At 62.2% G+C, this 26,622-nt stretch carries 21 protein-coding genes; 11 read left to right on the top strand and 10 right to left on the bottom strand.

Features of this window, described 5'->3' with window-relative positions:
- The first annotated feature begins 122 nt into the window (after nt 1–122).
- Nucleotides 123–1,970, top strand: a complete 1,848-nt coding sequence (gene aceK, locus ACNA1V_RS08620) for a bifunctional isocitrate dehydrogenase kinase/phosphatase (protein WP_415833189.1) — start codon at nt 123–125, stop codon at nt 1,968–1,970.
- 99 nt (nt 1,971–2,069) lie between these two features.
- Here the strand turns inward: aceK and ACNA1V_RS08615 are convergent, their stop codons facing one another.
- Entirely contained in the window at nt 2,070–3,263 is a 1,194-nt protein-coding gene (locus ACNA1V_RS08615) for an acetylornithine transaminase (protein ID WP_415833188.1), read from the bottom strand.
- A gap of 309 nt (nt 3,264–3,572) precedes the next feature.
- On the opposite strand from ACNA1V_RS08615, the gene ACNA1V_RS08610 reads away from it, so the two are divergent.
- Nucleotides 3,573–4,031: a Smg family protein gene (locus ACNA1V_RS08610; RefSeq protein WP_415833187.1), complete on the top strand. Its 459-nt coding sequence runs from the start codon at nt 3,573–3,575 to the stop codon at nt 4,029–4,031.
- A 23-nt stretch (nt 4,032–4,054) separates the two neighbouring features.
- Entirely contained in the window at nt 4,055–4,969 is a 915-nt protein-coding gene (gene gluQRS, locus ACNA1V_RS08605; protein ID WP_415833186.1) for a tRNA glutamyl-Q(34) synthetase GluQRS, read from the top strand.
- 120 nt (nt 4,970–5,089) lie between these two features.
- Here gluQRS and ACNA1V_RS08600 read toward each other — a convergent pair whose 3' ends face one another.
- The 6 genes from ACNA1V_RS08600 to ACNA1V_RS08575 form a co-directional block, all read right to left on the bottom strand.
- Entirely contained in the window at nt 5,090–5,935 is an 846-nt protein-coding gene (locus ACNA1V_RS08600; protein ID WP_415833185.1) for a metallophosphoesterase, read from the bottom strand.
- A gap of 59 nt (nt 5,936–5,994) precedes the next feature.
- Complete coding sequence (locus ACNA1V_RS08595) at nt 5,995–6,981, bottom strand: carbohydrate ABC transporter permease (RefSeq protein WP_415833184.1); 987 nt, start codon at nt 6,979–6,981, stop codon at nt 5,995–5,997.
- Nucleotides 6,978–7,853 (bottom strand): carbohydrate ABC transporter permease, encoded by an 876-nt coding sequence (locus tag ACNA1V_RS08590; protein ID WP_415833183.1) that lies wholly within the window; start codon nt 7,851–7,853, stop codon nt 6,978–6,980. Before ACNA1V_RS08590 ends, ACNA1V_RS08595 begins: the two co-directional genes overlap by 4 nt.
- Before the next feature lie 122 nt (nt 7,854–7,975).
- A complete protein-coding gene (locus ACNA1V_RS08585; RefSeq protein ID WP_415833182.1) occupies nt 7,976–9,274 on the bottom strand; it encodes an ABC transporter substrate-binding protein in 1,299 nt (432 codons plus the stop codon).
- A 54-nt stretch (nt 9,275–9,328) separates the two neighbouring features.
- Nucleotides 9,329–10,414, bottom strand: coding sequence for an ABC transporter ATP-binding protein (locus tag ACNA1V_RS08580; protein ID WP_415833181.1), 1,086 nt, complete (start codon nt 10,412–10,414; stop codon nt 9,329–9,331).
- Nucleotides 10,411–11,172 (bottom strand): 5'/3'-nucleotidase SurE, encoded by a 762-nt coding sequence (locus ACNA1V_RS08575; RefSeq protein WP_415833180.1) that lies wholly within the window; start codon nt 11,170–11,172, stop codon nt 10,411–10,413. The genes ACNA1V_RS08580 and ACNA1V_RS08575 overlap by 4 nt, the downstream gene beginning before the upstream one ends.
- 190 nt (nt 11,173–11,362) lie before the next feature.
- Between ACNA1V_RS08575 and ACNA1V_RS08570 the strand changes: the two genes are divergently transcribed.
- Nucleotides 11,363–12,349, top strand: a complete 987-nt coding sequence (locus tag ACNA1V_RS08570; RefSeq protein ID WP_415833179.1) for a sugar-binding transcriptional regulator — start codon at nt 11,363–11,365, stop codon at nt 12,347–12,349.
- Between the two features lie 202 nt (nt 12,350–12,551).
- On the top strand, nt 12,552–13,343 hold the full coding sequence (locus tag ACNA1V_RS08565) for a bestrophin-like domain (protein WP_415833178.1): 792 nt from the start codon (nt 12,552–12,554) through the stop codon (nt 13,341–13,343).
- Between the two features lie 71 nt (nt 13,344–13,414).
- Here ACNA1V_RS08565 and ACNA1V_RS08560 read toward each other — a convergent pair whose 3' ends face one another.
- Nucleotides 13,415–16,246, bottom strand: a complete 2,832-nt coding sequence (locus tag ACNA1V_RS08560; protein WP_415833177.1) for a GDYXXLXY domain-containing protein — start codon at nt 16,244–16,246, stop codon at nt 13,415–13,417.
- Between the two features lie 61 nt (nt 16,247–16,307).
- On the opposite strand from ACNA1V_RS08560, the gene ACNA1V_RS08555 reads away from it, so the two are divergent.
- The 4 genes from ACNA1V_RS08555 to ACNA1V_RS08540 all read left to right on the top strand — a co-directional run bounded on the left by ACNA1V_RS08555 (nt 16,308) and on the right by ACNA1V_RS08540 (nt 22,965).
- On the top strand, nt 16,308–18,935 hold the full coding sequence (locus ACNA1V_RS08555) for a DNA topoisomerase III (protein WP_415833176.1): 2,628 nt from the start codon (nt 16,308–16,310) through the stop codon (nt 18,933–18,935).
- 598 nt (nt 18,936–19,533) lie between these two features.
- On the top strand, nt 19,534–20,082 hold the full coding sequence (locus tag ACNA1V_RS08550) for an SET domain-containing protein (protein WP_415833254.1): 549 nt from the start codon (nt 19,534–19,536) through the stop codon (nt 20,080–20,082).
- 435 nt (nt 20,083–20,517) lie between these two features.
- Nucleotides 20,518–21,942 (top strand): tRNA uridine-5-carboxymethylaminomethyl(34) synthesis GTPase MnmE, encoded by a 1,425-nt coding sequence (gene mnmE / locus ACNA1V_RS08545; protein WP_415833175.1) that lies wholly within the window; start codon nt 20,518–20,520, stop codon nt 21,940–21,942.
- 183 nt (nt 21,943–22,125) lie between these two features.
- Entirely contained in the window at nt 22,126–22,965 is an 840-nt protein-coding gene (locus ACNA1V_RS08540) for a hypothetical protein (RefSeq protein WP_415833174.1), read from the top strand.
- 22 nt (nt 22,966–22,987) lie between these two features.
- Here ACNA1V_RS08540 and ACNA1V_RS08535 read toward each other — a convergent pair whose 3' ends face one another.
- Nucleotides 22,988–23,197, bottom strand: coding sequence for a hypothetical protein (locus ACNA1V_RS08535; RefSeq protein WP_415833173.1), 210 nt, complete (start codon nt 23,195–23,197; stop codon nt 22,988–22,990).
- On the opposite strand from ACNA1V_RS08535, the gene rhuM reads away from it, so the two are divergent.
- Nucleotides 23,183–23,989: a RhuM family protein gene (rhuM, locus tag ACNA1V_RS08530; protein ID WP_415833172.1), complete on the top strand. Its 807-nt coding sequence runs from the start codon at nt 23,183–23,185 to the stop codon at nt 23,987–23,989. The two genes, ACNA1V_RS08535 and rhuM, sit on opposite strands and share 15 nt — an antisense overlap.
- Before the next feature lie 71 nt (nt 23,990–24,060).
- Here rhuM and ACNA1V_RS08525 read toward each other — a convergent pair whose 3' ends face one another.
- Entirely contained in the window at nt 24,061–25,371 is a 1,311-nt protein-coding gene (locus ACNA1V_RS08525) for an MFS transporter (RefSeq protein ID WP_415833171.1), read from the bottom strand.
- 552 nt (nt 25,372–25,923) lie between these two features.
- Here ACNA1V_RS08525 and ACNA1V_RS08520 point away from each other — a divergent pair.
- A partial coding sequence (locus ACNA1V_RS08520; RefSeq protein ID WP_415833170.1) for a TetR/AcrR family transcriptional regulator occupies nt 25,924–26,622 on the top strand: 699 nt, incomplete at its 3' end.

Here is a 26,622-nt window from a genome sequence, read left to right as displayed (position 1 = left end):
ATCAGGAAAACAGCGGTAATTTTGGAAATCCGCCCGTGCCGGAGAAGCACCGGAGAAGCCGCCATCTTCCGGCTCCGGCCACACGTTCAGGCAGCGACATGGCAGAAAGGAACCCGGCCACGATGTCCAGCAATCGCCACATGCCCTTTCCCGTCAGCGACGCGCCCCTGCGTGTCGAACCCATAGCCCGGCTCCTGCCGGCGCGCCAGGCAGCGGCAAGCATCCTGCAAGGATTCAATCGGCATTACGCGCTGTTCCGCTACAGCGCGCAGCGCGCCAAAGCCCTGTTCGAAGCCGGGGATTGGCGCGGCATGCAGCAACTTTCCCGCGAACGCATCGACTACTACGATCAACGCGTGCGGGAATGCGCGCATACCCTGGCGCAGCGCCTGGACGGGCAGGGCAGCGATGCCGATCCCAGCCCGCACTGGCAGGCCATCAAGCAGGAATTTGTGGCGCTGCTCGACGGGCACCCGCAGCCGGAGTGCGCGGAAACCTTCTTCAACTCCGTTTCCTGCCGCGTGCTGCGACGTGAGTACTTCAACAATGCCTGCCTGTTCGTGCGCCCGGCCGTCGCCACCGACTACCTGGAGGGCCAACGTCCTGCCTTCCGCGCCTACTATCCGACACGCACCGGCCTGCGCGCCACGTTCCGGCGCATGCTGGGTGATTTCGGGCTGGCTGCGCCGTTCGAGGACTTGCCGCGCGATGTGCGCCTGCTGGCACGCGCTGCCACCCGTCTGCTGCGCCAGGCATTACCCAAGGGCCAAGGGCCACGGCTGGGACAAGACTGCCAGGTGCATGTGCATGGCACGCTTTTTTTCCGCAACAAAGGCGCCTACCTGCTGGGCCGGCTGGTGAACCAGGGCGCCATCTATCCGTTTTGCATTCCGCTGCTGCGGCTGCCATCCGGGCAGCTTTATGCCGATGCCTTGCTGCATGGGCAAGACGCCTTGAGCCGCGTATTCAGCTTCGCCCGTACCTATTTCCTGGTGGACATGGAAGCGCCTTCGGCCACCGTGCGCTTTCTCTCCACGCTGCTGCCACGCAAGCCGCTGGCCGAGCTATACACCATGATAGGCCTGCAAAAGCAGGGCAAGACGCTGTTCTACCGTGACTTTCTGCAGCATCTGGCGCAATCCGGCGACGCCTTTGAAACCGCCGCCGGCATTCCTGGCATGGTGATGTTCGTGTTCACGCTGCCGTCCTATCCCTATGTGTTCAAGATCATCCGCGATCACATAGAAAAAGACGGCATGACGGCCAGCATCGTGCGCCGCAAATACCAGCAGGTCAAACTGCACGACCGCGCCGGACGCATGGCCGATACCTGGGAATACTCGCAAGTCGCGCTGCCGCGCCACCGTTTTTCCGACGAGTTGCTGCAGGCCTTGCGCACCCACATTCCCTCACAGCTCGAAGAGCAGGGCGATACGCTGATACTGCGCCATGTTTATATCGAGCGCCGCATGACGCCGCTCAATCTCTATCTCTGGCAAGCGGGCGCCGCAGCGCGGGCGGCCGCCCTGGAGGAATATGGCAACGCCATCCGGGAACTGGCGGCAACCAACCTGTTCCCCGGCGATATGCTCTTCAAGAATTTCGGCGTGACGCGCCTGGGACGGGTGGTGTTCTACGATTACGACGAAATCCAGTCCATGACTGAAATGAATTTCCGCCATATCCCCGACGCCCCGGATGACGACGCCGAGATGAGTGCCGATACCTGGTACGCCACCGGCCCCAATGATGTCTTCCCGGAGGAATTCGAGCACTTCCTTTTCAGCGATCCGGCACTGCGCCTGCCTTTCGTGGCCAGACATGCCGCGCTGCTGCAACCGGAATGGTGGCGCGCGTGCCAGGCCAGGATCGCGCGTGGCGGCGTCGCCGATATCTTTCCCTATGACCCCGGCAGCCGCTTCGCCAGCCATGCCGCGCCGGCAGCGGATGAACTGGCGCAACAGCGCTGAATCCGCCAGAAACAAGATCGCCCGCCGGTGGCAAGGCCGGCGGGCGATGTCTCAGGCACGCTGCCCGGCTCAACGCCAGGCAGCGGATTGACCGCAGGATTACGCGCCGCGCACCTGACGGAACACTTGCTCCAGCAATTCGAATTGCAGGTCGATTTCTTCCGGCGTCACGTTCAAGGCAGGCATGAAACGCAGCAGGTTGGGGCGCGGCGAGTTGAGCAGCAGCCCGACCGGCGACATATCACGAGCCGCTTCGACAATCTGCGCGCCATCATCGCGATCCAGCACCAGGGCACGCAACAAGCCACGGCCACGCTCGCCATTCATGCCCCATTTGGCCGAGAACGCCAGCGAACGCTGCGACAGCAACTCACCCAGCTTGACGACGTTGTCCAGGAAGCCCGGTGCCGCCAGCGTATCGAATACCGCCACGCCAACTGCCGTCATCAAGGGGTTGCCGTTATAGGTCCCCCCCTGATCGCCGGGCTGGAAGCAGCTGACTTCCTCACGCGCCAGCAATGCCGACAGCGGCACGCCACCGCCGATGCCCTTGCCGAGCGTCATGATGTCCGGCTCGATGCCGGCATGCTGGTAGGCGAACATCTTGCCCGTACGACCCATGCCGGTCTGCACTTCATCAACGATCAGCAGCAGGCCATGCTTGCGCGTCAGTTCGCGCAGCTGCTGCAGGAACTCGTCCGTTGCCGGAACGACACCGGCCTCGCCCTGCACAGGCTCCAGCATCACGGCAACGGTCTGGTCGTCGATCAGCGCTTCCACCGAGGCGATATCGTTGTAGGTCGCCTTGGGGAACCCATCGACCTGGGGCGCAAACAGGGTATCCCAACCCGGCTTGCCCGAGGCCGACATGGTCGCCAGCGTGCGGCCGTGGAAGGCGTTGGTGAAGGTGATGATCTTGTAGGCGCCGTTGCGGTGGATCTGACCATAGCGGCGGGCCAGCTTGATCGCCCCCTCGTTGGCTTCCGCGCCACTGTTGGCGAAGAAGACCTTGTCAAAACACGAGGCATCCGTCAGACGGCCGGCCAGTGCGATCGACGGTTCGTTGTAGAACGCCGGCGACGGGTTGATCAGACGATCCACTTGCTGATGCAGCGCCGTGCGGATGGCTTCGGGATTGTGACCCAGCGCATTGACGGCCCAGCCCTGAACGAAGTCCAGATATCGCTTGCCGGCATGGTCCTCCAGCCACGAACCCTCACCTCGCACGAAGACGAGTTCGGGACGTTGCGTGATTTCCATGACTGCCTGCACTCTGAACTGAGAAAATTCCATTTCGGCCACCTGCCGCAAAAAGTAGTAAAGGGGAGCCGACAGTATGCCGCATTTACCGGGTTTTTTCGCGACAAACCCATGTGCTGCCCGACATTCCTCCGCGGAAGCGCCCAGCCTTGTCTCATGCGGGCAAAACCACCCTCTCTGAGCCCTGCCCGCAGGGCGAAAATACCGCCGCTGGCATACGTACTCATCTCTTGGAGTAAACTGGGCCTCAGGCTTGGCCTATACGATTACGGAAAGCGGCGGCACCCCCGCCATGGCTATCTCGGCCCGGATCCGGACCCATACAGGCGAACTACGCTGCTCATGTACGACATTTTGGTTTATCTGTTCGAGAACTACTACACCCCCCAGGCCTGTCCTGCCGCGGATGTACTGGCACGCCGTCTGGCGGCGGCCGGCTTCGAGGACGAGGACATCGACGAGGCCCTGGGATGGCTGGGCGGCCTGGCGGAAAGCACGGCTCGCTGTGTTGGTTTGACGGACAGCCCCATCACCGGCACCCGCATCTACAGCGATGCGGAGTATCAGGCATTGGGTACCCAGGCCATCGGTTTCATCTCCTTCCTGGAAAGCGCAGGGGTTCTGCCTGCCGCGCTGCGCGAGATTGTTATCGACCGCGCGATGGTGTGCTCGGAATCCCCGGTTTCGCTGGAAACCATCAAGATCATTGCGCTGATGGTGCTTTGGAGCCAGGAAGCCGAGATTGACCGCTTCATCCTGGAAGAATTGCTGGAGCAGGGCGGCGCCCGGCTGCTGCACTAGGCATCCGCCACCGCACAAACACCATGGGCGCCACGCCACCCTGCAAGCAGGCTGCCGGCGGCTATGTCGGCCGCTTCGCACCCAGCCCCAGCGGGCCGCTGCATAATGGCTCCCTGGTGGCTGCCATGGCCAGCTGGCTGGATGCGCGTGCACACCAAGGCCGCTGGCTGCTACGCATCGAAGACGTCGATACCCCCCGAATGATCCCCGGCGCCGATCACTGCATCATGCAGCAGCTACAAACGCTGGGCATGCGCTGGGATGGCGACGTCATCTGGCAATCCCGGCGCGAAGCGGCCTATCTTGACGCCTTGGCGCGCTTGCGTGCGCAGGGCCGGCTCTACCCTTGCGCTTGCACCCGCCGTGAGATTGCAGACGCCGCCAGCGCAGCCGGCCGCCTGGGCGACAATGGCGAACGTCCCTACCTGGGCATGTGCCGCCACGGCCTGGCCCCTGGACGCAGCGCGCGCGCCTGGCGCGTGCGAGTCGATCCCGGTACGGTACATTTCACAGACCGCTGGCTGGGGCCGCAGCAGCAAGATGTGGAAACCGATGTCGGCGACTTCGTTTTGCGGCGCGCAGACGGCCTGTGGGCCTATCAACTGGCCGTTGTCGTCGATGATGGCGAGCAGGGCATCACCGACATCGTACGCGGCGCAGACCTGCTCACCAGCACGGCGCGCCAGATCCAGCTGGCCGGGTTGCTGGGCTACCCCATACCGCGCTACATGCATGTACCACTGGTGCTCGACCCTGCCACCGGCCTCAAGCTGTCCAAGCAAAACCATGCGCCGGCACTGGATCTCACGCAACCGCTGGCTACCCTGATGCACGCCTGGCGCGCGCTGGGCTTCGAGACCCTGTCCGTCACCGATGTCGCCACCTTCTGGTCAACCGCCACGGCACGCTGGGCAGCACGCTGGCATATCGCCCGCTGAACGCCACACCTGCCAGGATAGGCCACTTGACGCACTTGGCCCATTTGGCCGATTTAGCCGATTCGGCCCACACGAACCTGGCCCGTTCTGCCCCATACCCGTTCTGGCGCCATATGCAAGCTATCGCTTGGCGCGCAGCCGCGCCCAGTCTATCGCCTGCACCTCCTGCCGCGTGGCGGGCAAGGGCGCATATTCCACCGTCAGTCCCGAGGGCCGCAAGGTGCAGACGGCAAAGCCTGCCCCTTGCACCAGGCTGAGATGGTCCTGACAGAGAATATCCTTGGCATGATGCAGGCCGGTCGCCACCGCCAGCATCGTGCCATACCAGTTCGATACGCGGTCGTAATGGATATGGCCGCAGAACATGCCAGCCACCTGATGCCCTCGCAGCAGGTCGCGCAGGCGGCGCGTATCGGCCAGGCTGAGCGTTTCCCATTGCCCGGTTTCATCGGCTTCATCCAGCGCCGGTGCATGATGCGCCACCAGCAAACGCGGCATGGCAGGATACGCATCCAGGCGTTGGCGCAACCAGCCGAACTGGCTGTCATCCAGCGCACCGCCAATCTGGCCGGGCACACTGGTATCCAGCACGATCACATGCACGCCTGCCACCACCTGATCATAGTGACAGGGCGCCTGGGCCCCGGATTCAGCATGCGGCAAGCGCAGCTCTGCGCGCAATGCTGCGCGTTCGTCATGGTTGCCGGCGGCATACAGCACCGGCATAGGCAGCGGCGCCATCAAACCGGCAAGCTTGCGATAGCTCGCCGCATCGCCACGATTGCTCAGATCACCGCTGACCAGGACAAAGGCAGGCGCCGGTTGCATGGCCTGAATCGTTGCGACGACGGCAGCCAAACGACTCGCCGTGTCTGACTTCAGCCCTGGATCGGCCCCTTGATCACCGATGTGCAGGTCTGTCAGGTGGATGAAGGTAATGGGCGGGAAAGAAGCAGCGGAAGACATGGAAAGAGAATTCCTGATTGACGGTAGAGTTCAAGAAACGGCAAGACGGCAACGCCCGGTCATTTGATGCCGGCGCGCATGAAGCTCTGGATGAACTGTTTCTGGAATAGCAGGAATGCCACCAGCAAAGGGGCAGAAGTCAGCAGGGTGGCGGCCGAAATGATGGCCCAGCTGGTGCCTTGATCCGGCGAAGAGAACACCTGCAGTCCGACCGTTACCGGCCGGGTGGAAACCGAATTCGTGACGATCAGCGGCCACAGCAGATTGTTCCAGTGGTAGCTGATGGACACCAGGCCGTACGCCACATAAACCGGCCGCGCCAGGGGCACATAAACACGCCAGAGTATGCCCAGCGTGCTGGCCCCTTCGATGCGTGCGGCATCTTCCAGCGCACGCGGCGTTGCAAGAAAGGTCTGGCGCAGCAGGAATATCCCGAAGGCCGATGCAAAGTAGGGCATGCCGATGGCCAGCAGCGTATCCAGCAGACCCATATTGCTGATCGTGCGGTAGTTCTCCACCATCAGCATTTCCGGCATGATCATGAGCTGCAGCAGCACCAGGTAGAACAGCAGATTGCGGCCAGGGAACCGGAAGCGGGCAAAGGCATAAGCCGCCAGGGTGCACAGCACGAACTGCACCGCCATGATGACCGTCACCAGCAACGCGGTGTTCACCATGTACGTGGCGAAGGGTGCAGCATTCCAGGCCGCGCGGAAGTTTTCCAGCGTCAGGGGCGCGGTCAGGCTGAAGCGGACTTCATAGGCAACCGGGTGAATGGCGGTCCAGACGACATAGGCAAAAGGCAGCAGCCACAACAGCGCCAGCAGCCACGCGCCAGCGGTTTCCAACCAGGCAGCCGTCAGCACGGCCTGCAGGCGCGCCAGCCCGCCCGTATGACCTGGATGGCCTGCATCGCCCACACGGCCAGCCCGGCCCAGGCGGCGGCTTGCGGACTCCGGCAGGCCGGCATCCACGGTGGCGGCTGCCCCTTGAGCCAGGGCGGCACCTGGCCCGGTTTGCGCGCCGATTTGCGTGCTTATCTTCATTGGTAATGCACCTTTTTATCCAACCAGGCGAACTGCACGAATGCCAGGATCGCCATCAAGGCCAGCAACACGACCGTCAAGGCCGATGCATAGGCCGTATCCCAGTACTTGAAGCCGACGTTGTAGATGTAATGCAGCAACAGATTGCTGGCGTTGTCCGGGCCGCCCCGCGTCATGACGATGACATGGTCGATCAGCCGAAATGAGTTGATCAACGCGTTGATCATCACGAACAGGGTGGTCGGCATCAGCAGCGGCCAGGTCACGCGACGGAAAAAAGTCCAGCGGCTGGCCCCTTCAAGCGTCGCGGCTTCACGCAGCGCAGGATCCATCTGCTGCAACGCAGCCAGGTAGAAGATCATGAAGAACCCAGCTTCCTTCCAGACCGCCAGCACCATCAGGCACGCCAGTGTCGTGGAAGGATCCCCGAGCCAGTTCTTTTCACTCAGGCCGAACAGGCCGCGCAGCTGATCCAGCAGGCCATAATCAGGGGTATAAAAAAACAGCCAGATATTGGCGACGGCAATCATCGGCAACATCGTGGGCAGGAAAAAGGACAAGCGCATCCAGGCCCGGCCGCGCATGCCGCTATTGACGATCAGCGCCAGCCCCAGCGCCAGCACGATCGCGGCAGGCACCGTCACCAGCGCGTAGAGAGTGCTGTTCCAGAGCGAGGTCATGAAAACCGGATCGTCCAGCATGACGGTGTAGTTTTCCAGCCCGACAAACACCGCCGGGCGTGCGCCGACCGGCGTACTGAAGAAGCTGTGGATAAACGTGGCGACTGCCGGATAGTGCGTGAACGCCACCAGCAGCACGACTGCCGGCAACAACAGCAGCCAGCCCTGAACAGGAGCAAAGCGCAAATTCATGGAGAGTCTCTTTCAGGCAGGCGGGCCGGATGTCTCTTGCCGTTGCGTGGCCGGTTCCCATGCCGCAACATGGTGTTCCGGCCACGGTGCGGCAGGCACCGGGCCCGCGCCGATTCCCGGTGTCAGCGATAGCGGCGCAAAATGCGTTCAGACTCCGCCTGGGCGTCGTCCATGGCCTGCTGCGCCGTCTTGCGGCCCGTCAGGGCAGCTTCGATGTTGTCGTCGATCAGGCGCGCCACGCGTTGATTGTCATGCGTGGACAACTCCGCCACGGCATATTCCAGCTGATCACGCGCCACGGCAGCGGCCGGAAATTCAGACACGTAAGCCTGCATGGCCGGCGTTTCCCAGGCATCCGGGCGTACGGCCACATAACCGGTGCGAATACCCCATTGCGCCGCACGCTCTGCCGAGGTCAGCCATTTGGCCAAGGTGAACGCGGCCTGCTGCTGTTCGGGCGTTGCATCCTTGAACAGATAGATATTGCCACCCCCTGTCGGCGTGCCACGCTGCTTGCCTGCGGGCAGCATCGCCACACCGAACGGGAAGGGTGCATTGGTACGCACATTGGTCAGGTTGCCCGTCGTGGTCGTCATCATGGCGGTACGGCCCTCGAAGAAGTCCTTGGGCGTGGTGGCCCACTCGATGGCACCGGGGCGCATGACCTTGTGCTTGCTGCCCAGATCCACCCAGAACTGCATGGCCTCGACCACCTCGGGGGAATTGAAATAAGTCTGCGTGCCGTCGTCGCTGGCGATCTTGCCGGTGTTCTGCGCCACATAGCCTTGCAGCAGCCAGTAAGCCGTCAATGAGGAAGGCACCTGCATGCCCCAGCGCACGACATTGCCCTTGTCGTCCTTCTTGGTCAGTTTGCCGGCGAATTCGATCACTTCGTCCCAGGTTTGCGGGCCGCGCTCCGGATCCAGCCCGGCTTCGCGGAACGCATCCTTGTTCCAGAAGAATACCGATGTCGAACGCTGGAAAGGAATGCCCCAGGTCTGCCCGTCGCTCTGGCTGTTACGCATGAAACCAGGGAAGAAGCCCTGCAGCCAGGCACGATCCTCATCCGTTTTCACCAGCGCATCTATCGGCACCAGCACATCCTGGTCTCGCAGGGTGTACATCTCCGTCGAGAGCATGATGGCTGCCGCTGGCGGCTTGCCGCTGCGCGCCGCCGTGAGCGACTTGGCCGCCGTCTCGTTGTAGGTCCCGGAATACACCGCCTGCACACGGATATCGGGATGCTCGGATTGGAAATCCGCCACCATGTCATCAATGATCTTCGTGACCGGGCCACCAATGGCAACCGGGAAGTAAAACGAAATATCCACCGGCGCAGCCATGACCGGGGCACCCGCCATCAAGCCGGCCAATGCCAGCCCGGCAGCACCGGCGCGCTTCTTCAAAATATGCAGAATCATTTACGTATCCAGGGGAACGTTGAGGGAAAATACACAGGCATCCGCACCAGCCGCTCAGGCTGCCAGCGACTGCCGTACATCCAGCGTGCCGGGGCCGGCCAGACGCAGGCCCGATGCACTATCGAAAAAGTGGGAGGCCTGCTCCGGCCAGGACAACAGCAGCGCATCACCCGGCTTGCCCGAGAACTGGCTGTCATGCCTGACCGCCAACGTGGCCGAACCAATGCGGCAACTCAGGATATGGTCGGCGCCGTGGTACTCCACGTGATCCAGCACCGCAGGGATGCCCCCTGCCGCGACCAGACGGATCGTTTCCGGCCGCAGGCCCAGCGTCACGGACTGCGGCGCCTGGCCTGGCCAGAGACAGATGTCCGTCCCAGGCAGGAATGCACCCGCCAGGCGGCTTTCCAGCGGCACCAGATTCATGGGCGGCACGCCGATGAAGCGAGCCGCAAAATGCGTGGCGGGACGGTGATACAGCTCGCCCGGCGCAGCCTGCTGCTCGATACGGCCGCCACGCATCAGAATCACCTGATCAGCCATGCTCATGGCTTCCGTCTGGTCATGAGTGACATACACCATGGTCATGCCCAGGCGCTGTTGCAGGTCACGGATCTCGCGGCGCATTTCATGGCGCAGTTGCGCATCCAGATTGGACAGCGGCTCGTCCATCAGGCACACGGAAGAACGCGCCACGATGGCACGCCCCAAGGCCACACGCTGCTGCTGCCCACCCGAAAGCTGCCCGGGTTTGCGCAGCAGCAAGGCTTCCAGCCCCAGCACTTCCGCCGCATGGCGCAGGCGCTGGGCGCGCTCAGCGGGCGGCACGCGCCGGATCTTCAGGCCAAAGACAATATTTTCCGCCACGCTCAGATGCGGCAGCAGGGCATAGTTCTGAAACACCATGGACAGGCCACGTGCTGCCGGCGGCAGGTCGGTCACATCACGGCCTCCCAGCAGGATACGGCCACTGTCCGGGCGCTCCAGCCCGGCAAGCAGGCGCAAGGTCGTGGACTTGCCGCACCCCGAAGGCCCCAGCAATACCGTCATGCTGCCTGCCGGCACCTCGAAAGACACATCATTAACCGCCAGTTCGCCGCCCCAGCCACGCTTGAGCGACCGGATCGACAAGGCACTCATCGGATTTGCTCCAGCGTGCTGCTTTCATGCAGGATTTCCGCCGGCACCGGCGAGTGGCCATGCCAGTTGAGGCAAGTCACCGTGGCGAAACCCGCGTCGATCAAGGCGTTTTCATCCCCATCGCCAGCGAGGTAGCGGCGCAGCGCCAGGGGTTCGATCAGGGCATGCTCACGTTCGCGTTCGGAATGGATAATGACCTGCGTTGCGACCTTGTCGCTGCCTCGTCGTGCCGCACGCAAGGCAGCAGGCAAGCGGCGCGGCAGGTTGACATTGAGCCAATGGCCGTCACGCGACCATTGTTCTCGCGCCAGCCAGAATCCATGCAGGCGGTCGGCCAGCCAGCGTTCGCCGTCCTCGTCACCGCTGCTGTCACGGGGCCGGGAAAAAGCCACGGCGGGAATGCCGCACAGCGCCGCTTCGCGGGCCACCGCCATGGTGCCGGAATAGGCCACATCCTCAGCCACGTTGCGGCCTTCATTGATGCCGGACAACACCAGATCCGGCTGCCTATCGTTCCGGAACAGCCAGGAAACACCCGCAATCACGCAATCAGCCGGGGTGCCGCTACATGCATAGCGACGTGGCCCGCGTTGCGTCACTTCAAAGCTGCGGCGCAGGGTGATGCCATGGCCATAGCCGCTGCGATTGCCATCCGGCGCCACCACCCAGACATCGTCGGTCAACAGCAGCGCTGCGCGCTCCAGCAACGCCAGGCCAGGCGCGTCGATACCATCGTCATTAGAAATGAGAACTCGCATATATCCGCTTTTCGTCTGTGGATTTCCCAGGGCAACTCCCCGGCAATGCAAGCAAGTCTATTGAACAAAAGTTTCTCTAAAATGACATTTATTCATTCCCAACGACACCGTTCCCGATCTGCCGGCCGTGCTGGAAAATGACATATGCAGCAGGTTATCCTGCGCTTCCATTCCCTTGCCTCCCGCAGCGATGTCCGAAACCAGCCCTCTTACTGCCAGCGATTTTTTGTCACCCGATACCCATGATGTGAAACTGCGCGCAGCATGGCTCTACCATGTGGAGCAGCTCACCCAGGAAGAAGTCGCCCGCCAGCTCGGCCTGAACCGCAGCAAGGTGCTGCGGCTGCTGGCTGCGGCACGGGAAGAAGGGCTGGTGCAGATTTCCATCAATGGCCGCGGCAGCGACATGCTGCAGCTGGAACAGGCGCTGACGGCGCGCTTCGGCCTGCAACAGGCCATCGTCGTGCCAGTCTCCGGCCTGTCGGAAGCGCGGTCCATCCAGGCCGTCGCCCATGCGACGGGCCGCTATCTGTCAGACCAAATGCAAGACGGCATTTCCATCGGCGTCGGCTGGGGCGCGACCCTGCATCACGCCATCCGCTCCCTGGCATGGCGCCATGTGCGCGATGCGACCGTCGTTTCCCTGCTGGGCGAAGTCACGCATGCCGGCCCCGACAGCCCCTCTGCGGTGGCCTGGCAGCTGGCCCATTTTTATCGCACCGAGCTGTATCAGATCACGGCACCCGTTTTCGTACCGGATCCGGCGCTGGCGCAGGCACTCTGGAACATCGACGACATGGCCAGATTGCAGGCCCGTGCGCAGGCATTGGACCTGGTCTTGCTGAGTGTGGGAGACCTGAGCCGCCAGGCCTCCATTTTCCGGCGCGGCCTGCTCAGTTGGGATACGGCCGATAGTCTCAAGGCGGCCGGCGCCGTCGGCGATGTGCTGTGCCATTTCGTCGATGCCGCCGGCCGGATCGTGGATCACCCTGCCAACCAGCGCGTCATGGCGATTCCCCCCGCCAGCCTCTCCGATGTCCCGCGCACCGTCATTTCCTCGTGCGGCGCACGCAAAGCACAGGCCATAATCGCCGGCATTGCCGCCACCCGCGCCCACACGCTGATCGTGGATGAAACGGCGGCTCGCGCCATGTTGAGGCTGGCCGGCGCGGCTTGAGCCACCAAACGCCCGCAGACCGGGCCACTCCCTACAGCCGGGGCAGCGCTGCGGCGCGTTGTGGCCCCCAGCCAACAGCCGGGCGGACAAGCGTGCAGCACCGGCTATTTTTCGCCAGCCGACCTAAAATACGAGAGATGGCCCAAGCCATCCCGGCCTGCCTGCATCCGCTCGCCGCCTTCTGGAAGATTCCCGCATCGACATGTTCGAAAACCTTCTTGCCGTTGACATCTATTCCTGGGCCACACTGCTCGCCCTGCTGGGCAGCCTGTCGCTGGCTGCCTTGCTGGGCAAGTACACCTGGGGACGCCGGTTCAAACATACCAATACCACCGACGACGAACTGAAAGTCGTATTGGGTGCCGCGCTATCGTTGTTTGCACTCCTGATCGGCTTCATCCTGTCGTTTGCCATCAATGGCTACAACCAGCGTGTCATGTCGGAGGAAAACGAGGCGATCGCCATCGGCAATGCCCTGCAGCATACGACCCTGCTGGACGAGTCTCAGCAAGAACAGGCAGAAGCCATGCTCAGGCAGTACCTGGCGCTGCGCATTCAGTTCTTTGAAACCAACGACGATGCACAGCGTGCGGAACTGCGCCTGCAAGCTATCCAGCTGCAGACACGGATGTGGACCGCGATCAGCAAGATTGCACTGGCGCACCCGAATACCATTTTCAAAACCGCCCTGGACGCCAGCAGCAACCTCTACACCTCGCAACAAAAAACCATGTCCAGCTGGCGGCGCCAGGTCCCCAATGCCGCCTGGGCCATCCTGCTGATGTTCGGGCTGTGCTCCAGCTTCATGATCGGCTACAACATCCGGGGCAGGGAAGGCAGCAATCTGCTGATCCTGACCTTCCCCGTCATTACCGCACTGGCCTTGTTCCTCATCGCGGAAATCGACGTACCCGGCCGCGGACTGATCCAGGTTGTGCCCAGCAACCTGGAGGCCATCACCGTCACCTTGGCGCATGGGGGGCTGGCCCCCTGAGCCAGCCTGGCCGGCAGGGGGCAGCCTTCGCGCCCCCGCCAGCCCTGCCAGCGTCGCCCCATCCGTCAGCCTTATCTATCGGCGGCATTCCCATCGCTTTGCATGCTTTCCGTCGCCGCGGCAGCCGCATCCACGGCGGCGGCCGTCGCCCGCTCCGCCTGCTGCGCTGCCTTGTCCTGAGGCAAGGCGGCGGGCCTGGACACGGCCTCATCGCCATCAGACACAGGATTGACCGGTGCCGGCAAGGCCTGTGGTGCGGAGCGCACCGCATCCGCATGCTCCCTGGCGTTGGCGGCAGACATGGGCTGCAGGTTCTCATCCCGCAATTGCAGCAGCACGGAACGGCCCGCCTCATCGACCCGGAACTCACCATAACGGGCCGGAGAAAAGTAGGGTTCCAGCCCTTCGGCAAAGAAATAGGCGCCGGTCAAGGCCAGACTGCTCGTGCCCCAGCGATTAGCGCGCAAGGGAATCACCACTTCGTCGCTGGCCTGGGGCTGCGCTGACGGCTGCAGGCGCAATACCTGCGCAGGGCCGCTCTCACCTGCGGCAAATACGGCATAACCAGCCAGCGCCTCGTCCCCCGAGCCCCAACGCAGGCCTCGGTCTTCCGCATAGGCCAACTCCATATAATCGCCCTGCAGCAATGCGCGGGGATCCAGCGGCGCCAGTTCCAACAACAGCGGTTTGCCATGCGTCAGGATGTTTTCGTAACGCAGCACCCCGGCATTGGCCACGACCAGCACGGCCAGCAAGCCACCTGCCAGGCCGGCCTGCCACCCTCGGCTGCCACCCGCCTGCACGCCGGTGTCATGCACTTGCAGCACGCCCAGGCGGTGATAGCTGCGCTGCAGCGCCGCTGCAACCGCCAGTGCCAGGCAGCCTCCCACAACCAGCCATAGCGCCTTCTCCAGCAGGGGCACGTGCAAGCCATAGTAATAATCGAACAGGCCCAACAGCAGCGCCAGCGTTCCAAAAACGCGCAGCCAGCGCCGCTGCACCGCTATGCCCAGCCAGACCCAGATCAAGGCGATCAATACCGCCGGCGCCGACAGGCAGACCAGCGATATCGCCAGAGTCATGAGTGTCAGGCCTGAGCGCCATGCCAACGTGGGCCGCTGCGGCAGGCTGCGCAGCACCATCAGGGCCACGGCAGCGGGCAGGATCGCATACAGCAGGGTAATGCCGCCAAACAAAGCGTCCCGGCCAAGCAGGGTGGGCAGGCTCCGCAAGGTCACACCTCCCATGCCGAAAATCGTGCCCTGAGCCACCAGCATCCAGGCCAGTGCAGCCGGCAACAGCCAGGTTTGCCGCCTGGCGCCATAGGCCAGGATGAAAGCCAGCACCGCACCTATCGTCAGCAGCCAGACATCGGGCGCCAAAGGCATCAGACTGCTCCAACCCTGCTCCATGTGCCACCAGATGATGTCGCCCAGCGAATCCTCCCCCTGCAACTTCACCCAGAACAGCCACTGCACGACCACCATCAGGCAGGCGGCCTGCACCAGCGCGGCCAGGAACCGGATGATGCGGCCCGTCCCGGCGGCATAGAGCGCGCTGGCGGCCAGGCCCAGCCCGATATAGCCGTAGGGATCCGGGACCAGCATCACCAGCCCGAAACCAAAAAATCCCATTCCGACCACACCGGCGGCCACGCCGATCTGTTCCACCATATTGGCCAACTGGCCGCCACGCTGCACGGGCGCCGCCCGGCTGCCTGCCTCCGCTTGCGCAGTCTCGGTCCCTGCCTGTTGCCGGCTCTTTTCCGCCGCCTGCCCCAGGCGCAGAACCAATGCCGAAACCAGCATCAGGACGAAACCGAAGACCAAGGCGCCTTCTTCGCTTTCCACTATCCCCAGCAACAACAGCAAACCCAGGACGAACAGCGTCACCAGCCATGCGCCTATGCCCAGAATGATCTGAACGGACAATGGAATGTCTTCACCGCTGCGGGCTGCCTGCCCGGTAACGGCCTCATGCAGGCGCAACAGGCGCCACGCCACCCAGGCCGCCTCCAGCACCACGACGATGCTCAGCATGCTCAACGTGGCTTCCAGCGAGCCGCTATCCGACAGAATGGTCTGCACCAGCGTGAGGCTCACGCCGATTGCCCCCAGACCGACAATCGCCAATACCCAGAGATCCGCCTGTTCCTTGCGGCCAAAGTGCCGCCACAGCACCACTGACGCCAGCAGCCAGATGGCTGCAAACACGGCCAACAGGCTCAACGGATAGCCATATCCGTAGTCCTGGGCCTGGGCGATACCCACTGCAACCTCCGCCGCCAGCGGCCAGAGCGCCAGCGCCGTCAGCAAACGCATGCCGGCTTTGCCATAGGCGCCAAAACGCTCTCCGTACGCATGCCAGAGCACCAGGCAAACCAGGTTCGGCAAAGCCAGCTGCCAGGTTCCCAGGCTGTCATGTAGCACGCCGATCATCAGGAAACTGTTGCCCACTGCCAACCAGAGCATCAGGGCGAAATTCATGATCACCAGCCAGAACAGCCACAGGCCCGGACGCCGCAGCGTCAATGCCCAGGGAAGAAGCAATACCGTCCACCAGGCAAACAACTGCCAGCTCTGGGCGCCCGTCTGATACGTCTGCCCGACCAGTCCCAGCAAGGCACCGACCCCGACCGCCGCCAGCATCACCAGCGCCAGGAACAGATTTCCTTGCGTTCCGCGCCGCCGGGCGCACCAGAATGCGAGACCGACCGTTGCAATCAGCAACACTTGCAAACCACTCAGACGGGTCCATTTGCCCAAGGACGTCCAGTTGGCGGCCAACAGACAAATCAACCCGCTGGAAAGCAGGATGGCACCTAGCCAAAGCGCCTGCGAGGACAGCAGTTTCTGCCAATTCCAGCCTGCTGTGTCAATCTCATCCTGGCGGATCGCTTGCATGTCTTGATTCTCCAACCGTATGATTCCCCGCAACCTGGCGCCAGGCGCTCCTTGGAAACACATGGAAAAAACGCTGATTATTGCCGAGAAACCCTCGGTAGCCCTTGATATCTCACGCGCCCTCGGCGGTTTCAAGCGTGAGGGCGATTATTTCGAAAGCGATCGTTACGTGCTGAGTTCCAGCATCGGGCATCTGCTGGGCCTGGTCGCGCCCAATGATCCGGTACGGGGCAAATGGAGTTTTACCCATCTGCCGGTCATCCCTCCCCAGTTCGAACTGGCTCCCGCCGACAAAAAATCGACGGAACGGCTGAAAATGCTGGTGAAGCTGATCAAGCGCAAGGATGTCGGTGACATCATCAACGCCTGTGACGCCGGACGAGAAGGCGAACTGATCTTCCGTTACATCACCCAGTATGCGGGCACCAAGAAGCCGATCAAACGGTTGTGGCTGCAGTCCATGACCCAGGCCGCGATCCGCGAAGCCTTCGAGAACCTGCGTGACGATGTGGACCTGCAGCCGCTGGAAGCCGCTGCACGCTCTCGTGCCGAGGCAGACTGGCTGGTCGGGATCAACGGCACCCGTGCCATGACCGCCTTCAACAGCAAGGATGGCGGCTTTTTCAAGACACCGGTAGGCCGTGTGCAAACCCCGACGCTGGCCATCGTGGCCGAGCGGGAAGAGCGCATCCGCCGTTTCGTGTCCCGTGACTACTGGGAAGTGCGCGCGCAATTCGTGGCTGCCGCCGGCCTGTACGAAGGCCGCTGGATAGACCCGGACTTCAAGAAAGACGAACGCGACCCCGAGAAGCGCGAGTCGCGCCTGTGGTCGCTGGCGGCCGCGCAAAGCGTAGTGGCGGCCTGCCGCGACCAGCCTGGCACCGTAACGGAAGAATCGCGCCCCAGCACGCAGCTGTCGCCGGCGTTGTTCGACCTGACCTCTCTGCAGCGCGAAGCCAACTCGCGCTTCGGCTTTTCCGCCAAGGCCACGCTGGCATTGGCCCAGTCGCTGTATGAACGCCACAAGGCGTTGACCTACCCGCGTACCGACTCGCGCTACCTGCCGGAAGACTATGTCGCCACGAGCCGCGAGGTCGTCGATGCACTGTCCCAGGGCGAATCCGCCGCAGCCGGCGTGCATCCGCATGCGCAACGCATTCTGAAGGAAGGCTGGATTCGCCCGAACCGGCGCATTTTCGACAACAAAAAGGTGTCGGATCACTTCGCCATCATCCCGACGCTGCAAGTGCCGCGCGAGCTGAGCGAAGCCGAAGCCAAGATCTATGACCTGGTGGTACGCCGCTTCCTGGCCGTATTCTTCCCTGCCGCCGAATACCGCGTGACAACCCGCCTGACAGAAGTCAACGGCCACCGGTTCAAGACCGAAGGCAAGGTGCTGGTGCAGCCCGGCTGGCTGGTGCTGTACGGCCGCCAGGCACAAGGCGATGAAGCCAATCTGGTCGCCGTCGCGGAAGGCGAGAAGGTTCGCACCGAAGAGGTGGAAGCGGTCGGCCTGGCCACCAAGCCGCCCGCCCGCTACAACGAAGCGACGCTGCTGTCGGCCATGGAAGGCGCAGGCAAGCTGGTCGATGACGAAGAGTTGCGCGAGGCGATGTCCGAGCGCGGCCTGGGCACGCCCGCCACGCGTGCTGCCATTATCGAAGGCCTGCTCAATGAAGGCTACCTGCGCCGTGAAGGCCGTGATCTGATTCCAACCGCCAAGGCGCGCCAGCTGATGACGCTGCTGGCCGGCCTGGATGTGCGCGAGCTGACTTCGCCCGAACTGACCGGCGAATGGGAGCATAAGCTCAAGCAAATCGAGCAGCGCAAGCTGGATCGCGATGCTTTCATGCGCGAAATTGCGCAGATGACGCAGGTCATCGTCAAGCGCGCCAAGGAATATGAGCGCGACACGGTACCGGGTGATTACGCAACCCTGACGACTCCCTGCCCGAAGTGCGGCGGGGTCGTGAAAGAGAATTACCGCCGGTTTGCATGTACGCAATGCGATTTTTCCATCAGCAAGCACCCCGGTGGCCGAACGTTCGAACTGCCGGAAGTGGAAACGCTGCTGGAAAAGCGGGAGATCGGCCCCTTGCAAGGGTTCATCAGCAAGATGGGCCGCCCGTTTGCCGCCATTCTGCGTATCGACGACGAATTCAAACTGAATTTTGATTTCGGCCAGAATGACGACGATGACGAAGAAGAAGCTGATTTTTCACAGCAGGAACCGGTAGGGGTCAGCCCGATCAGCGGCGGCAAGGTGTACGAGCACGGGATGTATTACGTGAGCGAACATGGCGTCGGCCCGAACAAGAACCCGGCGGACTTCCGCTGCGGCAAGGTGATTCTGCAGCAGGAGATTTCCCGCGAGCAGGTCGCCAAGCTGTTGCGCGATGGCCGGACCGATTTGCTTGACGGTTTTGTGTCCAGCCGGACGAATCGCAAGTTCAAGGCGTACCTAGTGTTGCAGCCGGACGGCAAGGTCGGGTTCGAGTTCGAGCCGCGCCCTGAGAAAGCCGGCAAGGCGGCGGGCAAGACTGCCGCCAAGACAGCGACCAAGACGGCCGGGAAGGCAACGAAAACGGCGAGCAAGACTGCAACGAAAGCAGCAACCAAGACGGCGGCAAAATCCGCCACCAAGACTGCCCGCAAGACTGCAAGCAAGAAGAGCGCCGCTGACGAGTAAACACGGCTTGTGTCGTGCCAGCAAGGCGTGGGAAATATTCCCACGCCTTTTTTATTTGCCATGCACGCGGGGCTTGTGCAACTGGCCCCGGCTGAGCCAGGAACGCCCGGACACATCCATGCGCAGAGCCAGGAAGAGGGCGTGCCTTGCCCGGCACCGGATGCAAGCGGATCGGATGAGGAACTGACACGCGTAGCGGCACTTACGCGATCTGGCGCAGCTGGCTTTTTGCCAGCGCCGACAGGGCCACGCACGCAACAACACCGGTTAGGCAAATCAGTACCCCGGCCTGTGATCTGTTGCCTTTTCGGAACGGTCTGACTCCCTGCGAACCGCGAATGCTGCAAGTGCAAAAACGCAGGCCTATAATTCGCCCGGTCGGGCATTGCCTGTCTTTCACGTTCCTCATCATCATGATTCAGCACCGCGCGCCGTCGCGTACATCCCTGGGCTGGCGTCCTAGCCGCCGTGAGTTTGTTCCCTGTAATCCTCGTAATGAAACGCCGCAAGACGGGCATGAGCATGCCCGGCAGCCGAGCAGCAAGAACGGCCAGATTGCGTGAGTAGCAAGCCCCGTTCCCCAGCCAAGGACAAGCGCCTGGATACACCAGCGGCTGTACGGACGGCTGGCCGAACGGGCAACGAAGCGCCCGCCTGGCATCGCCTGGCGGACTCTCCGGTACATGGCAAGGGCGTATTCGCTGCCCGAGACATCCCTGCCGGCACGAGAATTCTCGAATACCAGGGTGAACGCATTGACCAGGACGAAGCGGACCGCCGCCACCCCGTCAATCCCGATGACCCCTTCCATACCTTCTTTTTCGCCCTCAGCAGCGGCATCGTGATCGACGGTGGTGTCGGTGGCAATGATTCCCGCTGGATCAACCATGCCTGCGCGCCCAATTGCGAAACCCAGGAAGGCCGCCACGGCAAACGGGTATATATCGTCACGCTGCGCGACATCCGTGCCGGCGAAGAGCTGAACTACGATTATGGCCTGGTGATCGAAGGCCGGCAGACGCGCAAGCTCAAGGAGCAGTACCACTGCCTCTGCGGCGCAGCCAACTGCCGCGGCACCATGCTCGCCCCCCCACAACGCAAACGCAGCAAGAAAGTGGACGGCAAACCGGCAGCGCCCACCGCCTAGCCCGTCCATGATTGGCTTAAGAACGCGCTTTCAAAAATAGCGGCAAGGCCCGGAAATTTCGTAGAATTCTGCCGGGTTCCGCAGCGCAAATTGCCGTGCCAACCGAGGCCGATCTTCCGGTCGTCCACAAACATATCCACAATTCTCCCGCTGCTGTAACAGCCGGCGACGACAGCGCGTGGCAAAGGCGAAACGTGCAAGACCGGCTTTTGCCGGGTACGATGCGAGCTGTCCCGGCCTCGTCATCACGCCGCCAAGCCGCGTCAATGCTGGTTCTGGCAGCGTCTGAAGCCGAACTCGCCTCTAGCATGGGGGTTTGATCCGGCACAGGACGCTGGCCGAATCCAGCCGTATCAAGCGGGGCCAGGCGCGGAAATATGCAGGCCGCCAGCAGGCCAGACGCTTTATCAACAGAGTTATCCACAAGCCATTGCCATGTCTATTCTCGATGCCAAGCCCATAGTCGCTATCGCCACTGCGCCAGGCCGCGCCGGTATCGGCATCATCCGCCTGTCTGGTCTGGCACTCGGGCCCCTGATTCACGCCCTGCTGGGGCAGGATCTGAAACCGCGCCACGCGCACTTTCTGCCTTTCCGGGATGGCGACGGCGGCACCATCGACGAAGGCATTGCCATTCATTTCCCCGGCCCGCATTCCTACACGGGGGAAGACGTGCTGGAACTGCAAGGCCACGGCGGGCCGGCCGTGCTGCGCCGGCTTTTGCAACGCTGCCTGGAGGCAGGCCGGGTGCATGGCTTGCGGCTGGCTGCGCCTGGTGAATTCACCCAGCGTGCCTTTCTCAATGGCCGCCTGGATCTGGCGCAGGCTGAAGCCGTCGCCGACCTGATCGACGCCAGCTCCGAAGCAGCGGCGCGCAGCGCCGTCGCCTCGCTATCTGGCGTGTTCTCGGCCAAGGTCAATGATCTGGCTGACCGCATCACTCATCTGCGCATCCTGGTGGAAGCCACGCTGGACTTCCCTGAAGAAGAAATCGACTTCCTGGAAAAATACCAGGCCGCCGCCACGCTGGCGGGCCTGCGCGAGGAGCTGGCGGACATTCTCGCCAAAACCCGCCAGGGCGTCGCCTTGCGCGACGGCCTGAAAGTCGTGCTGGCAGGGGAACCCAACGTCGGCAAATCCAGCCTGCTCAACGCCCTGGCGGGCGAAGACATCGCCATCGTCACCCCCATCGCCGGCACCACGCGGGACAAAGTCACCCAGGAAATCCACCTCGATGGCGTCCCGCTGCACATCATCGACACTGCCGGCCTGCGCGACACCGACGACATCGTGGAAAGTCTGGGCATAGAGCGCAGCTGGAACGAAATCGCCAACGCCGACATCGTCCTGCACCTGCAGGATGCCCGCCTGCCGATACAGGCCATCAGCGCGCGCATCCTGGCCCACTGTCGTCCGGGCGTGCCGGTGCTGCAGGTCTTCAACAAAATCGACCTCGTGGAAAAGGAAAGCGGCACGGCCTGGCAGCCCGCCCCGGACACAGTCCCCGTGCAGCCCGAGAACGGCCAGACAGGCACGCACCATGCCCTGACTACCATCGGCATCTCAGCCAAGCGTGGCGACGGCCTGGACGCGCTGCGCCAGCAACTGCTGCAGCTTGCCGGCTGGACGCCGGGCGAAGCCTCCCCCTGGCTCGCCCGCGCCCGCCACGTAGAAGCCCTGAATCTCGCCAGCGCCCACCTGGAAATAGCAGCCCTGCACGCCGCCCAGAACGACACCGTACTGGACCTGTTCGCCGAGGAATTGCGACTGGCGCACGACGCGCTGGGGGAAATCACCGGTAAAGTCAGCAGCGATGACTTGCTGGGGATGATTTTCTCCAGCTTCTGCATCGGGAAGTGATGTGGGGTCCAGGGACATCCACTGAAGTCTGCTGATGTGCCTGTAAGCCTGATAAATAGAGGGATTTTTTTCCTCTAACGGATTCGGTGATACAGTCAAGACACCTCATTTTTATGTCCAAGTTCCGCTCCAAGTAGCTGGCGGATTGCTTTCTTCCCTCTACCTGGACATACGGAGGATGAGATGGCACTGGTGCCGGAAGTGAGCTGCATGGCGCATGCGCTGGCCTCGGGCCAGTCGGCCAAGCATGACGAACGTTGCGTGACCTACGCGTGGCTTGGCAATCGGCCATTGTTTGGTGAGGTGTACCGCGGCTTGCTTCCAACCTTCTTCCAGAACATGCCAATAGACAGTGGGGTTATGATTGGAACCTTCATCCCCAGTGAAAAAGTATTGCCCGGCCTTCGGTTTCCGGGCGATATAGATGTCCTGGTGATCCCCTACGAAGGGGATCAGTTAGTGCTTTCGCATACGCTCGCCATAGAGGTGAAAATCATTCGAGCCCGTTTTTTGCAACAGCAAAAATCGCCGAATCAATACGGATTTTCGCAGGCCAAAGGCTTACTGGCTGTCGGCTTCCCTTATGTAGCCGTGGGACACTTGATTGTTTCCGATCAGAGTCCAAAAGAAGCATGGCGAGAACTGCAAATGACAAAAATACTCGATGCAGACAGTGGTCAGTGCGCGCTATTGGAAAGCGTCAGACACGACATGCTCCCTGCAGATTTGATGCACCGTTCACATGGCCGCCTGATTCGCAATTGCCCGGATCCACTATTAGGCCATTTCTCTGCATATCCTTTGGCGCGTGACACTTGGTTTCCTAAAACCATGGATGTGTCGCGCAACCCTTTGACGAATTCTGCACTGCTAGACGGCATTTATGGTTTTTATGAAGAAAATCATCAGCACTTCTTGTGGACTCGCAAACATCCTTCGACATCTCCATGTTCTCAATATGACTGGCAGTCCGAGGAATATACAAAGCGATTGATTGCCAAGATGCAGCAAGATTTTCATTGATGGTTCCCAAGCAGGAGCTGCCTTAAAAATGCGCCAAGCAAACCTTGCCATTTATCAATCGGATGACGGCCAGATTCAGTTGGACGTTTCCTTGGATCATGAAACGGTCTGACTGCGCCAGGATCAAATTGCCGAGCTGTTCGGTCGCGACCGTTCGGTCATCACGCGCCACATCGGCAACGTTTTCAAAGAAGGTGAGTTGGATGAAATAAGCAATGTGCAAAATTTGCACATTGCTGGCTCCGACAAGCCAGTACGGTTCTACAACCTCGATGTGATCATCTCGGTGGGCTACCGGGTCAAATCGCCGCGTGGTGTGCAGTTCCGCAAGTGGGCCACCCACGTGCTGCGCCAGCATTTGGTCGATGGCTACACACTCAACCAGCGCCGCCTGGTCGAGCGCGGCATCGAATTCGAACAGGCGGTGAGCCTGCTGTCGCGCACGCTAGCCAACCAGCAGTTGGTGTCGGATGAAGGTCATGCGGTATTACAGGTAATTGGCGATTACGCCCGCAGTTGGAGTTTGCTGCAAGGCTATGACGAGCAGAGCCTGAGCGCGTTGGACACCCGCCAGCATGATATGCGCGGACTGGCGCTGGACGATGCGTTAACGGCGATGGCGCAATTGAAGGCGGAATTGATCACCAAAGGCGAAGCGACGGAATTGTTCGGCCAGTTACGCGGGGACGGGCTGGCATCCGCCATCGCCACCATCGAGCAGGGTTTCGGCGACGAATGGTTCTACCCAAACGTGGCCAGCCGCGCCGCGCATCTCCTGTACTTCGTCATCAAGAACCACCCGCTGGCCGATGGCAACAAGCGCACGGGGTCGTTCCTGTTCCTGTGGTATCTGCGACTGAACCAGCATCTGCTGGCGCGGCCGGTGGAGCAGCTCATCAACGACAACACGCTGGTGGCGCTGGCGCTGCTGGTGGCCGAGAGTTTGCCGGACCAGAAAGAACTGATGGTGCGGCTGATTGAGCACTTCGTGCTGCTTAAGACCGAGGATGGCGAGAAGATGTGAACATCAATGAACAACCACTCGAAAACGCCACCGTGAGATGACGCAAAACGTCCTCAGCAGACTTCCCGCGATCATGCCCCCCGCACCCGGCTAGTCCGAGCATAAATCGCACCGGCCAGCACAATTGCGACCGTCGCAATCCAATAGGGCAGATGCATGCTCATTCGGTAGCTGGACGCTCCCAGCAGCGGGCCTATCATCATGCCCAGGCCTTGCGCGGCGCCGCTCAGACCACCGACTCGCGCCTGATCGCCGGCGTCCTGGGCACGGTGGGTCAGCAGACTGAGCAGAAAGGGCAGGAAGGTGCCCAGGCTGAGCCCAAACAGGCCCATGCCGGCCAGCTGTAAGGTAAATCCGGCATCCGTGATCAGCACGGCCAGCCCCAACGCCCCGAGCAGACCGCCAATCAAAACCAGCCGGCGCTGCGTGCGCGGGTTGGGAATGGAGACTTTCGAGAGCGCCATTTGCGCGCCAACCAGCGTCGCAGCGGTCGCCATCAAGGCCGCCCCCGCATATTGGGTCGCCTGGGTGCCAGCCAGATGAAACTGATCCTGCATGCGAAAGCCAGTGACCTGCATGAGAATGCCGTAGATGACATATAACAAGGTCAATACCGACAACGGCTGCCAAAGATCGGCCCAAGCCGTATGCCTCGGTTGCGCCGACGGTGCCGCGTGCACCCTTTGCGCCTGCGCAGCAGAAGTTTCGGATGTTGCGGCTGTTACCGCCTGATGCCCGCCAGCCGCCTGCTGCGCCCCGCTTGGAAGGTACAGCCAGCACGCGCCCGCAGCCAGCAGGAGCAGGGCGGCCACCACATAGAACGGCACGAGCAAGCCCGCACGGGTAGCCACAGCCGCCAGCCCCGGCGACGCAACCAGGCCCAGCGCGAAGCTGGCGCCCATCCCTGCCAGCGCCCGCGAACGGGCCGTCCCTTCCGTCACGCGGGCAATATAGGCCTGCGCCGTAGGCAATAGGGCAGCGGAAAAAGGCGACAGCATCACGCGGCTGAATACCAGCATGGCAAAGCAGGCCGCCAGCGAAATGACACCTGCGCTGCGCCAGGCCATGGTGTAGCCGAACAGCAGATTGAAAACCATCATGGTCAGCAATGCACCGGTACAAATGGCTTTGGCGGATAGATATTGCCCCAGCCTGCCCCATACCGGCCCAAACAACACAAACGCCAGGGCCGCAGGCGCAACCACCCAGCCCAGCTGGGTTTCGCTCAAGCCCAGCCCGCGCCCGACCGCCGGCAGAATGGCAAACACGCAGGACATGGCTGCCGCTGCCGCAAACAACGCAAGGTAAATGCTGAGCAGGGCACGCGTGACCTGACGCTGCGACGGCCTATCCGTTCGCGAGAGCTGATGCTGGGATGTCATGGGAACCGGGTGAAGTCAGTCACTGTGAAAAGCACCGGGCACGCGCCCGAGAAAATCCGGGCGCCTGCCCGCGTCTGCGCCTAAAACCCGCGCATCAATACCGGCAACAGATCCTCCATTACCCGCACTGATCATTTGATCAGTCTATCAACCAATCAATCAGATCGTCAATCGCGTCGCATCGCAGTGCCATCGTCACATCGTCAAATTTTCCGGAACGCCTGTCTTGCCGAATCAGGGAGAACGAGCGACCCGACCATTCATGGCCTGCCCCCGGCGCTGCCCCACAAGGCGTATTCCCAGGTCGGCAGCATGCCGGGCAGTAGCGCAAGCGCATGGCCTCGCGCGCCATCGGCGGGCCGCCCCCAGCTGTGACAATGCGGCGTCCTCCACTATGATTGATGGCTTGAGCCACTTAGCAGCGCATACCCGGCCGATTAGCCATGCGGCACACACGCCGGGCGACCTGTTGGCACGCTGGCACGCAGGCAGACTGGCCGGAACGAATGCTTGGCCGGCACCCCTGGCTATGTTTTTGCAGGAATGATGCACATGCCCGAACTCCGCAAGGTTTACACAACCGTCGATGCCCGCGACCGCATTGTTGCGGCGGCGCTGACCGTTTTCGCCAAGCACGGTTTCGATGGCGCCACCACCCGCGAGATTGCCGCCGAGGCCGGCGTTTCCGCCGCTCTGATCCACCACCATTTCAAAGACAAGGAAAGCCTGTGGAACCTGGTGGGGCAGCGCATATCCGATGAGTTCATCGAAGCCCTGCAAGCCGCGCTGGCGCCCCCGCAACAGGACACCGGCACCAGCATGCGTCAAATGCTGGCGGCCTACATGCGGTACTGGCGCGCGCACCCGCAATCCCTGCGCTTCCAGCTCTGGCGAGTACTGGGGGCTCCCCGGCAGGAACGCAAATCGCGCTCGCAGCAACTGAATCAACTCTTCGTACCGGTCGTACAAGCGGCACAAAACGCTGGCGTCTTACGTGCCGACGTCCCACCGGGCCTGCTGCTCGTCACCATGGGCGGCCTCGTCCAATACTTCCTGCACAGTGACATCGAAGCCTCCGACGCCCTGGCTGTCACCGGCGCGGCACTGCCCAGCGACACCGAACTGCTGGACTATCTATGGGGCCTGCTGGCGCAGCCCAGCGCCCCGGCACCGACCGCGGCAGACGCCAGCCAAACGCCTGCCATCCCTGCCAAACGCAAACGTGCCACCAGCGCCAGCACAGACACAGAC

The organism is Kerstersia similis, assembly GCF_965139615.1.
In the GTDB taxonomy this organism is placed as follows: Bacteria; Pseudomonadota; Gammaproteobacteria; order Burkholderiales; family Burkholderiaceae_B; genus Kerstersia; species Kerstersia similis.
Note: the sequence above shows the minus strand (reverse complement) of the source record. Positions and strands in the feature narration are given on the sequence as shown.